This window comes from uncultured Salinicola sp. (assembly GCF_937921195.1).
Lineage (GTDB): Bacteria > Pseudomonadota > Gammaproteobacteria > Pseudomonadales > Halomonadaceae > Salinicola.
The window spans coordinates 1-12,220 of the sequence record NZ_CALFQK010000152.1; the positions used below are offsets into that span (position 1 = coordinate 1).

Sequence of the window (12,220 nt, forward strand, 5' to 3'; positions counted from 1 at the left end):
TGTCATCGATTCCCACACTGGGGGAGAGCCGACGCGGCTGGTCATGGACGGCTTCCCGACCCTGCCGGGCGCGACCCTCCTCGAGAAGCGCGATGCGCTGCGGGAATCCCACGATCACTGGCGGCGCGCCTGCCTGCTCGAACCGCGGGGCAACGATGTGCTGGTCGGTGCGCTCTACTGCGAGCCCGTCACGCCGGGCGCGACCTGCGGGGTGATCTTCTTCAACAACTCAGGCTACCTGGGCATGTGCGGCCACGGCACGATCGGCCTGGTGGCGTCGCTGCATCATCTCGGGATGATCCAGCCCGGCGACCACCGGATCGACACCACCGTCGGCCCGGTCAGCGCCACGCTGCACCAGGACGGCGCGGTGACGGTGCGCAACGTGCCCGCCTACCGCTATCGCCAGCGCGTGCCGGTGGAGGTGCCCGGCTACGGCGTGGTGCATGGCGATATCGCCTGGGGCGGCAACTGGTTCTTCCTGGTCGACGAGCATGACCAGACGGTGACCCTGGCCAACGAGGCAGCGCTGACGGCCTTTACCTGGGCGATCCGCCAGGCGCTGGACGCCCAAAACATCACCGGCGAGAACGGCGGCCACATCGATCATATCGAGCTGTTCGCCGCCGACGACACCGGGACCGGCAAACCGGCCGACAGCCGCAACTTCGTGCTCTGTCCCGGCAAGGCCTACGACCGCTCGCCCTGCGGCACCGGCACCAGCGCCAAGCTGGCCTGCCTCGCCGCCGATGGCAAGCTGGCACCCGGCGAGACCTGGGTCCAGGCCAGCATTACCGGTAGCCGCTTCGAGGGGCGCTATGAATGGGAAGACGAGGCGCAAAGGCTTGTGCGTCCTTTCATCACCGGCAGCGCCTACATGACCGCCGACGCCACGCTGCTGATCGACGAGAACGACCCGTTTGCCTGGGGTATCACCGCGTCGTAGCCGTTCCCGAAAAGCCATTCCTGAAAAGCCATTCACGAATTCCAGAGGACAACCATGAACGACTCCATCTTCACCGGCTGCATCCCCGCTCTGATGACCCCCTGCACCGCCGACCGCACGCCGGATTACGACGCGCTGGTCGCCAAGGGGCGCGAACTGGTCGATCTCGGTATGCGCGCGGTGGTCTACTGCGGCTCGATGGGCGACTGGCCCCTGCTCAGCGAAGCCGAACGCCAGGAGGGCGTGGCACGTCTGGTCGCCGCCGGCGTACCCGTCATCGTCGGCACCGGCGCGGTCAACTCGAAGGAGGCGGTCTCCCACGCCGCCCATGCAGCCAAGGTCGGCGCCCAGGGGCTGATGGTGATCCCCCGCGTGCTCTCCCGCGGTACCGCCCCCGCGGCCCAGAAGGCGCACTTCTCGGCGATCCTGCAAGCCGCACCCGAGCTGCCGGCGGTGATCTACAACAGCCCCTATTACGGCTTCGCCACCCGCGCGGACCTGTTCTTCGAGCTGCGTCGCGAACATCCCAACCTGATCGGGTTCAAGGAGTTCGGCGGTGCAGACGACCTGCGCTACGCGGCCGAGCACATCACCTCCCAGGATGACGAGGTCAGCCTGATGGTGGGTGTCGATACCCAGGTGTTCCACGGTTTCGTCAACTGCAACGCCACCGGCGCCATTACCGGGGTCGGCAACGCGCTGCCGAAAGAGGTGCTGCAGCTGGTCGCGCTGAGCCAGAAAGCCGCCAAGGGCGATCCCCAAGCCCGGCGCCTGGCCCAGGAGCTAGAGTCCGCACTGGCGGTGCTCTCCTCCTTCGACGAAGGCGTGGATCTGGTGCTCTATTACAAGCAACTGATGGTGCTCAACGGCGACAGCGCCTACGAACTGCACTTCAACGCGAGCGATGCCCTGAGCGAGGCGCAGCGCCGCTACGTCGAAACCCAGTACGCGCTGTTTCGCGAATGGTACGCGCAGTGGTCGACGCAGCTCGAGGTAGCGTGAGCCCGCCTTGCCACACCGATCTTGCAACGCTGATCTCGAACAGAGCACGGGCCTGAAAAGTCGGCGGGAGCCATAGGGATTGCATACAATATCCAGATTCTGCGACACGATGAGACTTCATGGCGACTTTCAAGACCCGAGCGCAGTACGTGGCGGACGATCTGCGCGAACGCATTCTCGGCGGCGAGTTCAAGGGCGGCTCCCAGCTACGCCAGGATGCGCTGGCCAGGGACTACGACGTCAGCCGCATCCCCGTTCGGGAGGCGCTGCTGACCCTGGAGTCCGAGGGGCTGGTGGAGTTTCACGCCCATCGCGGCGCCTTCACCACCGAACTCTCGGTGGCGGCGATTCGCGAACTGTTCGATCTGCGCGTGCTGCTCGAGACCTACGTGCTGCGCTACGCGATCCCGAACCTGACGACGGCGGATCTCGATCACGCCGGCAGTGTCCTGCGCCAGTACGACGCCGCGCTCGACTCCGGCAGCCAGATCGACAACTGGAGCGACTACAACTTCGCGTTTCACCACGCGCTCTACGCGCCTTCCGGGCTGCCCGAGACGCTGGCGATGATCGGCCAGTTGAACACCAAGTCCGGGCGCTATATCCGCATGCAGCTGGTCTATACCCGCGAGATCGAGAAGGCGGAACTCGAACACCGCGAGCTGCTGGAACTGGCGCGCAACGGCAAGGTGGAAGACGCCTGCCGGCTGCTGGAACGCCATATCAAGGATGCCGCCGAAGGCATCGCGGCGGTGCTGGAAAAGAATCTGCGCAGCGCCTGATGCGAGGCGCGTTCCCCACGCATTCACTTGCTCTTCTGGTCATGAGGTAGCGCATGTCGGACTCACCGCCTTCGGCTTCGCCCGATGCCGATATCATCGTCGTCGGCGCCGGCCTCGTCGGCGTGACCAGCGCCCTGGCCCTGGCGCGCCAGGGTCACCAGGTACTGGTACTCGACAAGCAGGAACCCGGCCGCGGCGCCTCCTACGGCAACGCGGGGCACATGGCCACGGAACAGGTCTTTCCGATCGCCGATGCCTCGATTCTGACGTCGCTGCCCGGCATGCTGATGGACCCGATGGGTCCGCTGCGGCTGGACTGGAAATATCTGCCCCGGGCGCTGCCGTGGCTGGCCCGGCTGGTGCTGAACCTGCGCCCGACGCCTTTCCGCCAAAGCGTTGCCGGTATCCGCGCCCTCAACGAACGCAGCCTGGCGGCGTGGCAACGCCTGCTGGCATCGGTCGACGGCAGCCACCTGCTCAAGGCGGACGGCTCGCTGCTGGTCTACGAGAAGCCGGAGTCGCACGCCAGGCTGGAAGCGCTCGAGTCGCGCATGCGCGAACAGCAGGTGCCGGTCGAGCTTTGGGATAGGGAGGCGATTCAACGCGCGGCGCCGCAGCTCTCGGACGCGCTGCTGGGCGGGCTGTTCTTTCCCGCCACGGGCCATGTGCTGGATCCGTGGCGAGTGGTCACGACGCTGGTGGAAGCCGCGCGGCGCCAGGGCGTCCGTTTCGAGCAGGAAACCGTGCAGTCGACTCGGTTGACGGCGAAAGGCGTCGCCGTGACGACCAATGCCGGCGAACGCGAGGCCGGCCAGGTGCTCATCGCCTGTGGCGCCCACTCGGCGGCTTTGACCGCCCAGCTCACCGGCAAGCGCGTACCGCTGGATACCGAGCGCGGCTACCACCTGATGCTGCCCCGCGAGCACGAGCGCCTGCCCTTCGCGGTCACCTCATTGGAGCGCCGCTTCATCATGACGCCGATGGAGATCGGGCTGAGACTGGCCGGCACCGTGGAGTTCGCGGGGCTGGAGGCACCGCCCAACATGGGCCGGGCATGGCAGTTGCACCGCCTGAGCCGGGGCCTGTTCAAGACCGATCTCGACGCCGGGGACGCCACGCCGTGGATGGGCTTCCGCCCGTCGCTGCCGGACTCGCTGCCGATCATCGACCGGGTGTGCGACGGCCGCGTGCTGCTGGCCTTCGGACATCACCATCTGGGCCTGACCCAGGCGGCGATCACCGCCGAGCTGATCGCCGATCTGGCCGCAGCAGCCGACAGCGGCGCAGGCCCCTCATCGACGCGCGACCTGCCGCCGCTGGCGCCCTATCGTCTGGCCCGCTTCGGCTGAACAGCGTTGATCGCCGTCAGGAGAGGCTGAGCTTCATGTGCCGGTTGACGTCCTTGTAGAGCAGGTAGCGGAACGGCGTCGAACCGGCGGCGTAACAGGATTGCGGGCAGAACGCGCGCAGCCACATGTAGTCGCCGGCCTCGACCTCGACCCAGTCCTGGTTGAGGTGATAGACCGCGCGCCCCTCGAGCACGTAGAGGCCGTGCTCCATCACGTGGGTCTCGTCGAACGGAATCACCCCGCCCGGCTGGAACGTGACGATGGTCACATGCATGTCGTGGCGCAGATCGGCGGGATCGACGAAGCGCGTGGTCGTCCAGCGACCCTCGGTATCCGGCATCGGCGTGGGCGCGATCGTCTGCTCGTTGGTGACGAACGCCGGCGGCGCCTCCAGTCCATCGACGAATTCGTACGCCTTGCGAATCCAGTGGAAGCGCACCGGCGCGTCGCTCGCGTTGCTCAGCTGCCAGTCGCAGCCCGGCGGCAGGTAGGCGTAGCCGCCCGGCGCCATCGCGTGCGTCTCGCCCGCGATGGTCAGCGCCATCTCGCCCTCGACCACGAACAGCACGCCCTCGGCGCCGTTATCCGGCTCCGGGCGCTCGCTGCCGCCACCCGGGGAGACTTCCATGATGTACTGGGAAAACGTCTCGGCGAAGCCGGAGAGCGGTCGCGACAGCACCCACAGCCGGGTCTTCTCCCAATGCGGCAGGAAACTGGTGACGATATCGCTCATCACCCCCTTGGGGATCACCGCATAGGCCTCGGTGAAGACCGCGCGGCCGTGAATCAGCTGGCTCTGCGGTGGCAAGCCGCCGTGGGGAGCGTAGTAGGAACGTTGCGGCATGAGTTCTCCTCGACTGATGGCGACCCGGTAAGCGCAGGGGCTCGGTAGCGGAACGAGACTTCCCCTGACCATCGTGTTTGTGAAACTATCGGACGGGCCCGACGAGCCCCGACGATCGGGCACGATAACAGCAATAAATCCGGGGGCGGCGCGCGACGCCGCTGGCACCCGCTCTCTCCGTCGGCACCACCGACGCGGCCACACCAACGAGAAGACACAGAGCCCATGAGCCAATCACACTCCCGGCGATCCCCTCGCCCCGACAAGAAACGATCGTTTCATATACCCCATATATACGCCATTCTTTTCATCTTCATCGTTCTCGCCGCCGTGGCGACCTACCTGATTCCTGCCGGCGTCTACGAGCGCGTGCCGGGGCCCGCCGGGCGCACCACCATCGATCCCGCTTCGTTCCACTACGTGGCGGCCAACCCGACCGGGCTGACCGATTTTCTGCTCGCCATTCCCCAGGGCCTGATGAGCGCCGGCGAAGTGGTGTTCTTCACCCTGATCATCGGCGGCATGTTCGCGGTGCTGCGGCGTACCGGCATCATCGAACTGGGTGTGGATAACCTGACCCGCCACTTCGCCGGCCGCAGCCTGTGGGTCATTCCGGTGCTGATGACGCTGTTCGCCGTGATCGCCACGCTGATCGGCACCCAGGAGCTGTCGCTGGTCTACGTGCCGGTGATCCTGCCGCTGATGATCGCGCTGCGCTTCGACTCGGTAGTCGCCGCCGCGGTCGCGCTGTGCGCCACCACCGCCGGCTTCACCGCCGGGGTGCTCAACCCGATCAACACCGGGCTCGGCCAGCAGCTCTCCAACCTGCCGCTCTACTCGGGCTTCGGCCTGCGCCTGATCGCGCTCGTCGCCATGCTCGCGGTGGCCATCGTGTTCGTGCTGCGCTACGCCCGCCGCGTGCGTGACGACGGCAGCGCCAGTCTGCTCGAAGACGACGCCACCGAACACGACAAGCGGCGCCACTACCAGCATGCGCTGGATGCCGATAAACCCGCCGCCACCGGTCGCCAGAAGGCCGCCACGCTGACCGCGCTCGCCTTCTTCGCCGCGCTGGTGTACGGCGTACTGGCGCAGGGCTGGTTCATGCTCGAGATGGCCGGCCTGTTCATCGTCATGGGCGTTGTCGTGGGCCTGGTCGCCGGCCTGAAGGTCGACACGATCTGCGAGGGCTTCAACGATGGCTTCCGCGACGTGATGGTCGGCGCCATGATCGCCGGTATCGCCCGCGCGGTGGCGGTGGTGCTGGAGGACGGCCAGGTCCTCGACACCATGGTCCACGGCCTGGGCGCAGCGGTCGGCGGCCTGCCGACGCTGTTCTCGGCCCTCGGCATGTACGTCGCACAGCTGGGCTTCAATTTCGTGGTGCCCTCCGGCAGCGGTCAGGCGCTGGTCACCATGCCGATCATGGCGCCGCTCTCGGACCTGCTCGGGGTGACCCGGCAGACCGCGGTACTCGCCTATCAACTGGGCGACGGCATCGGCAATATCCTCTACCCCACCTCCGGCTACTTCATGGCCACCCTGGCCCTGGCCGGCGTGCCGTGGCAGCGCTGGGTGCGCTTCTTCCTGCCGCTGTTCGGGGCCTGGGTCGCGATCGCCGTGGCGCTGCTGCTGTTTGCCCAGGCCACCGGCTGGCAGGGCTGACACCGCTCGCGGGCCTCTCCCGAGTCGTCAGGCGATGACTCGGGAGCCAGGCGAGGCGCTTTTCCCAACCACCGTTCAGGGCGCCAGCTCTTCGAGCGATTCGTAGAGCGCGGTGACGTCGTCGATCCGTGCCCGCCCCGTCGCCAGCCGACGATGCAGCAGCGCATTGGCCAGCAGGCAGATCAGGCTCATCGGGGCGGCATAGCTATCGAAGGCCGAAACGCTATCCAGCGGGCACTCGAGTCGCCAGGCCACTCGGTCGTCGTAACGTGACGCGGTGACATCGCCGATCAGCAGGCAGCGCTGTCCGCGCGCCGCGAGCGTATCGACCAGCGCGTCGAACACCCGGGGCCGACGGCGGAAGCCGAACAGCACCACGACGGCGGCCGAATCGAGTTCCGCGATCTCTTCGGCCAGCGACTGGTTGGGCGCGGGCCACAGCGCCACCCCGGACCGGGCCTGCAGCAGCTGCTGACGGAAATGCAGTGCCAGTGGATAACTGTTGCGATAGCCCGCCACCGCCAGCCGCGGCGCCGCATCGAGCGCCGAGACCACGGCATCGAATCCCGTCGCCGACACTCTCTCCAGGCAGCGATGCAGGTTTTCCTGCTCTCGGGCCAGGTGCCGGGCAAAGCGCTCGGCTCCCTCGCCGAGGGCGTCGCTGGCCGCCGCCAGCGGCACACCGTAGTGGCGCAGCTCGCGGGCGTGGGCCTTGACCGCCTTGAAGTCGGCGTAGCCCAGTCGCCGGAACAGCCGTGTCACCGTGGCCTTGGAGACCCCGGAAAGGCGGGCCAGATCCGCCGCGCTGTAGACGGCGAGATCCTCGAAGTGGTCGAGTATGAAACTGGCGACGCGCCGCTCCTGCGGTGCCAATTCGTTGAAGCGTTGTTGTAGCTGGCGCCCGATATGGCCCTGCATGCATCCGTTCCCCATCTTGACTGAGGCCACTCTATCACCGATTCCGCCGCCGGCGCCGGGCATCGGCCGCTCACGCGAGTCCGACGCCCCTTCGCTCACACCACGGACGCAATGAACTGTTTCAGCTCCGGCGTCCTGGGCTGGGTGAACAGCGTCTGCGGGTCCCCCGACTCATGGATGCGGCCCTGATGCATGAAGACCACCCGGTGACTAACGTCGCGGGCGAACGTCATCTCGTGGGTGACCAGAATCAGCGTCATCCCCTCCCGGGCCAGATCCTCCAGCACGCGCAGCACCTCGCCGACCAGCTCGGGGTCGAGCGCCGAGGTCACCTCGTCGCACAGCAGCACCTTGGGATTCATCGCCAGCGCCCGGGCAATCGCCACGCGCTGCTGCTGACCGCCGGAGAGCTGGGCCGGATAGGCGTCGACCTTCTCGGACATCCCGACCTTGTCGAGCACCTGCTCGGCGATCCGGCGCGCCTCGGCCTTTGGCGTCTGCTTGACCACCACCGGCGCCAGCATCACGTTCTCGATCACCGTCTTGTGCGGGAACAGATTGAAGCTCTGGAATACCATGCCGACGTTCTGGCTCAGCTCGCCCGGCGACATCGCTCCGCCGTCGAGGCGCTGATCGGCCAGATGAATCGTGCCCCAGTCGTGACGCTCGAGCTGGTTGAGGCAGCGCAAAAGCGTGCTCTTGCCCGAGCCGCTGCGACCGATGATCGACACCACCTCGCCGGCCTCGATCTCCAGATCGATGCCCTTGAGCACCTCCAGCTCACCGAAGGACTTGTGCAGGTCTTTAACGGATACCAGCGCCATAGAGTTTTTTCTCCAGGTGACGGGCGTAGCGGGACAGCGGATAGCAGAGGATGAAGTATCCGAACGCCACCAGCGCGAAGATGGTGAAAGGGGCAAACGCCGCATTGTTGAGCATGGTGCCGGCCTTGGTCAGTTCGACGAAGCCGATCACCGAGGCCAGCGCGGTGCCCTTGATGACCTGGACCGAGAAACCCACGGTCGGCGGCACCGCCAGGCGCAGCGCCTGGGGCAGGATGACGTGGCGCATCGACTGCAGGTAGTTCAGCCCCAGTACGCGGGACGCCTGCCACTGGCCGCTGGGTACGGCTTCGACGCAGCCGCGCCAGATGTCGCAGAGAAAGGCGCTGGTGAACAGCGTCAGCGCCACGCTGGCCGCGGTCCAGGCGGAGACGTCGAAGCCCAGCACCGCGGCGCCGAAGTAGGCCAGGAACAGCTGCATCAGCAGCGGCGTGCCCTGGAACAGATCGACATAGAGCCGGATCAGCCAGCGAATCGGCTTCAGCCCGCCCATCCGCAGCAGGGTCAGTGCCAGCCCGACGATCGCGCCGCCGGCAAAGGCGATCAGCGACAGCACCACCGTCCAGCGCCCCGCCAGCAGCAGGTTGCGCACGATGTCCCACAGCGTGAAATCGGTCATGCCGAACCTCCCTGGCGAAACGCGAACAGACGTCGCCCGACGAATTCGAACGCCAGCCGCAGACCCACCGCCAGCAGCAGATAGATCAGCGTCACCACCAGATAGACCTCGAAGCCACGGAAGTTGCGCGACTGAATGAAGTTGGCGGCGTAGGTCAGATCGAACACCGAGATCTGGGACACCACCGCCGAGCCCAGCATCACGATGATGCACTGGCTGATCAGCGACGGATAAACCCGCGAGAAGGCCGGCACCAGCACCACGTGTCGAAAACTCTGCAGACGCGACAGCCCCAGCGCGCGGGCGGCTTCATGCTGGCCTGTCAGCGTCGAATCGATTCCGGCGCGCAGGATTTCGGCGGTATAGGCGCCGAGATTCAGAATCATCGCCAGCAGCGCGGCGACGGTCGCGCTGATCGGCACGCCCAGCGCCGGCAGACCGAAATAGAGAAAGAACAGCTGCACGATGAACGGCGTATTGCGCGTCACCTCGACATAGCCGCCCAGCAGGCGGCTGACGATGCGTCTGCTACCGGTCGGCGAACCATCTCGGGCATAGGCGACGAGGATCGCCAGCGTAATCCCGGCAGCGGTGGTGACGACGGTGAGCCATAGCGTCGTCACCAGACCTTCGAGGATCACGTCCGCGTACGGTAGCAGCGTGGAGAAATCCAGCGTCATGACCGGTTACCCGCTCAGGAGGAGAGGTCGTCGGGCAGCGCGGTGTGGAACCACTGCTGCGACATCGATTCCAGCGTGCCATCCTGCTTGGCCTGCTCGATCAGCGCATTGACGCGCGCCTTCAGTGCGCCGTTGTCCTGCGCCAGCCCGATGTAGCAGGGCGAGTTCTTGATCTGGAAGACCATGGTCGGCGCCCGCTCGGTATTGCGCTCGGCGATCTGCGCCGCGACCACGTTACCGGTGGCGATATAGGAGACCTGGCCGGAAAGAAACGCGGAGATCGTGGTGGCGTTGTCCTCGAAGCGCTGGATGGTGGTATCGCTCGGCGCCAGATCGGAAAGCTCCATGTCCTCGACCGAACCACGGGTCACACCGATGGTCTTGCCGGAGAGACCCGAGGCATCGTCGATCGCATCCGCTTCCGGCGTACCGAACACGCCGAGGAAGAACGGCGCGTAGGCGTCGGTGAAGTCGATCACCGCGGCACGCTCAGGGTTCTTGCCCAGGCTCGAGATCACCAGATCGACCTTGTCGGTCTGCAGGAACGGGATGCGATTGGCACTGGTGACGGTCACCAGTTTCAGGTCGACATCCATCTGGTCGGCCAGGTAATGCGCCATGTCGATGTCATAACCCTGCGGCTGCAGATCGGTACCCACCGAGCCGAACGGCGGGAAGTCCTGCGGGACCGCGACACGCAGCGTGCCGCGCTGTTCGATGGTTTCCAGATCGCTGGCCTGTGCCGACACGGCGGCAAGGCCGGCGGCGACGGTGCAGCAGAGTGCCAGCACGAGCTGGCGCGAGAATCGATTCTTGGCGAAAGCGAACATGCCATACCTCCCGAGGAGTGCTTGTACGTTGTTATGGCGGCAGAGAAACGCTTGACGACTTCTCTTCCAGGCGAGAAACGTTTGTTTCACACCACGACGTAGCAAGCTTGGCGCCAGATCATATGTCAGCGCCGCCGTTTCAGGGAGTTAGCCAACGCTCGAAGCCCAGGTTCATCGTCTCGACGCCCCGGGCTGAGGGAAGGATGATCGAACCGGAGGCACGAAACCGCTCGCTCGCACCATGAAGGAGCGCGATTGGCGCCGGGTCGATTCTGGATTCGAGCGCGAAGCGATCGGTCCGCTACGAGGCCGGATGCACCGCCGCCCAGTGGCGGGCGATATCCACACGTCGGGTTATCCACACCCGGTCGTGGGCCTCGAGATGATCGAGGAAGCGTTGCAGCGCGCGAAAGCGGCCGGGGCGACCGACCAGGCGGCAGTGCAGGCCGATCGACAGCATCTTGGGCGTCTCCGCGCCCTCCTCGTAGAGCACGTCGAACGCGTCGCGCAGATACTGGAAGAACGGCTCGCCATGATCGAAGCCGGTCGGCGAGGCGAAGCGCATGTCGTTGGTATCCAGCGTGTAGGGCACGACAAGATGCTGATGCGTCTGGCCCTGACTGTCCTCGGCCGGCATCCAGAACGGCAGGTCGTCGCCGTAGTAGTCGCTGTCGTAGAGAAAGCCGCCCCGGTCGAGCAGCAGACGCCGGGTGTTGGGGCTGTCGCGGCCGGTGTACCAGCCCAGCGGCAGCTCACCAAAGAGCGACTGGAAGATGGCCAGCGCGCGCTCGAGATGGTCGCGCTCGACCGCTTCCGGCACGTTCTGGTAGTGAATCCAGCGGTAGCCGTGACAGGCGATCTCGTGGCCCAGCGCCTTGAACGCCTGGGCCACCTCGGGGTTGCGCTCCAGCGCCATGGCCACGCCGAACACCGTCAGCGGCAGGCCGCGGCGTTCGAACTCCCGCAGCACCCGCCACACGCCGGCCCGGGAGCCGTACTCGTAGATCGACTCCATGCTCAGATGGCGCGCTGGATACGCCTCCGCCCCGGCGATCTCGGAGAGGAACTGTTCGGAATGGCTATCGCCGTGAAGGACGCTGTTCTCGCCGCCCTCCTCGTAGTTGAGCACGAACTGCACCGCCACGCGGGCCCGGCCCGGCCAGTCGGCCTGGGGCGGGTTGCGGCCGTAGCCGATCAGGTCGCGAGGATAGTCGGGAGAGATCATGCGCGGTGCCCTTTTTGTCGAGATGGCGGTCGTCGGAATGGTCTTCGTCGAATCCGTCGCTGCCAACGCCAACGGCATCGATACCGACGTCATCGATATTGTATTCAAACTCGGTTATTTTTGTGGACAAAATAACCGTATCGCGATTCGTCCGAGTCGCCAAGGTGCCATGCCATGCAGATCCACGTCATCAACCCCAATACGACCGCCAGCATGACCGACAAGATCGGTGCCTGCGCCAACCGCGTGGCGGCGGAGCACACGCAGATCCACGTCAGTCAGCCGGACAGCGGGCCGGTATCGATCGAGAGCCACTTCGACGAGGCGGTCAGCGCCGTCGGCGTGCTGGAGGAGATTCGGCGCGGCGAAGCGCTGGGCATGGACGCCTACGTCATCGCCTGCTTCGGCGATCCGGGGCTGCTGGCGGCGCGGGAGCTGACCCGCGCACCGGTCATCGGCATCGCCGAGGCGGGCTTCCACCTGGCCGCGCTGATCAGCACCCGCTTCTCGGTGGTGAC

General features: G+C 66.1%; 14 protein-coding genes. 7 read left to right on the plus strand and 7 right to left on the minus strand.

Annotated elements, in window-relative coordinates; genetic code table 11:
• From Q0602_RS17045 to Q0602_RS17060, 4 genes are all read left to right on the plus strand, one after another.
• Positions 1 to 946 (plus strand): 4-hydroxyproline epimerase (locus tag Q0602_RS17045; protein WP_298845808.1); only part of this gene is annotated, 946 nt, incomplete at its 5' end.
• 54 nt (positions 947 to 1,000) lie between these two features.
• Positions 1,001 to 1,948, plus strand: a complete 948-nt coding sequence (locus Q0602_RS17050; RefSeq protein ID WP_298845810.1) for a dihydrodipicolinate synthase family protein — start codon at positions 1,001 to 1,003, stop codon at positions 1,946 to 1,948.
• Positions 1,949 to 2,067: 119 nt separating this feature from the next.
• On the plus strand, positions 2,068 to 2,730 hold the full coding sequence (locus tag Q0602_RS17055) for a GntR family transcriptional regulator (protein WP_298845812.1): 663 nt from the start codon (positions 2,068 to 2,070) through the stop codon (positions 2,728 to 2,730).
• A gap of 53 nt (positions 2,731 to 2,783) precedes the next feature.
• Complete coding sequence (locus tag Q0602_RS17060; protein WP_298845814.1) at positions 2,784 to 4,079, plus strand: FAD-binding oxidoreductase; 1,296 nt, start codon at positions 2,784 to 2,786, stop codon at positions 4,077 to 4,079.
• 16 nt (positions 4,080 to 4,095) lie between these two features.
• Here the strand turns inward: Q0602_RS17060 and Q0602_RS17065 are convergent, their stop codons facing one another.
• The gene (locus Q0602_RS17065; RefSeq protein WP_298845816.1) at positions 4,096 to 4,923 is read right to left on the minus strand and encodes a bifunctional allantoicase/(S)-ureidoglycine aminohydrolase; all 828 of its coding nucleotides are present in this window, start codon (positions 4,921 to 4,923) and stop codon (positions 4,096 to 4,098) included.
• A gap of 225 nt (positions 4,924 to 5,148) precedes the next feature.
• On the opposite strand from Q0602_RS17065, the gene Q0602_RS17070 reads away from it, so the two are divergent.
• Positions 5,149 to 6,588 carry a TIGR00366 family protein gene (locus Q0602_RS17070; protein WP_298845818.1) on the plus strand — a complete coding sequence of 480 codons (1,440 nt, stop codon included), beginning with the start codon at positions 5,149 to 5,151 and terminating at the stop codon, positions 6,586 to 6,588.
• A 75-nt stretch (positions 6,589 to 6,663) separates the two neighbouring features.
• Here Q0602_RS17070 and Q0602_RS17075 read toward each other — a convergent pair whose 3' ends face one another.
• The 6 genes from Q0602_RS17075 to puuE form a co-directional block, all read right to left on the minus strand.
• Positions 6,664 to 7,506, minus strand: a complete 843-nt coding sequence (locus Q0602_RS17075; RefSeq protein ID WP_298845821.1) for a MurR/RpiR family transcriptional regulator — start codon at positions 7,504 to 7,506, stop codon at positions 6,664 to 6,666.
• A 95-nt stretch (positions 7,507 to 7,601) separates the two neighbouring features.
• Complete coding sequence (locus tag Q0602_RS17080; RefSeq protein ID WP_295035759.1) at positions 7,602 to 8,330, minus strand: amino acid ABC transporter ATP-binding protein; 729 nt, start codon at positions 8,328 to 8,330, stop codon at positions 7,602 to 7,604.
• A complete protein-coding gene (locus tag Q0602_RS17085; protein ID WP_298845823.1) occupies positions 8,311 to 8,967 on the minus strand; it encodes an amino acid ABC transporter permease in 657 nt (218 codons plus the stop codon). Before Q0602_RS17085 ends, Q0602_RS17080 begins: the two co-directional genes overlap by 20 nt.
• Positions 8,964 to 9,647 carry an amino acid ABC transporter permease gene (locus Q0602_RS17090; protein WP_298845825.1) on the minus strand — a complete coding sequence of 228 codons (684 nt, stop codon included), beginning with the start codon at positions 9,645 to 9,647 and terminating at the stop codon, positions 8,964 to 8,966. The genes Q0602_RS17085 and Q0602_RS17090 overlap by 4 nt, the downstream gene beginning before the upstream one ends.
• A gap of 14 nt (positions 9,648 to 9,661) precedes the next feature.
• Positions 9,662 to 10,477, minus strand: a complete 816-nt coding sequence (locus Q0602_RS17095; RefSeq protein ID WP_298845827.1) for a transporter substrate-binding domain-containing protein — start codon at positions 10,475 to 10,477, stop codon at positions 9,662 to 9,664.
• A gap of 301 nt (positions 10,478 to 10,778) precedes the next feature.
• Positions 10,779 to 11,702, minus strand: a complete 924-nt coding sequence (gene puuE / locus Q0602_RS17100; RefSeq protein WP_298845829.1) for an allantoinase PuuE — start codon at positions 11,700 to 11,702, stop codon at positions 10,779 to 10,781.
• Between puuE and Q0602_RS17105 the strand changes: the two genes are divergently transcribed.
• Both Q0602_RS17105 and Q0602_RS17110 read left to right on the plus strand, forming a co-directional pair.
• Positions 11,701 to 11,919 (plus strand): hypothetical protein, encoded by a 219-nt coding sequence (locus Q0602_RS17105; RefSeq protein ID WP_149436163.1) that lies wholly within the window; start codon positions 11,701 to 11,703, stop codon positions 11,917 to 11,919. The two genes, puuE and Q0602_RS17105, sit on opposite strands and share 2 nt — an antisense overlap.
• A partial coding sequence (locus tag Q0602_RS17110) for an aspartate/glutamate racemase family protein (protein WP_298845832.1) occupies positions 11,877 to 12,220 on the plus strand: 344 nt, incomplete at its 3' end. The genes Q0602_RS17105 and Q0602_RS17110, both read left to right, overlap by 43 nt.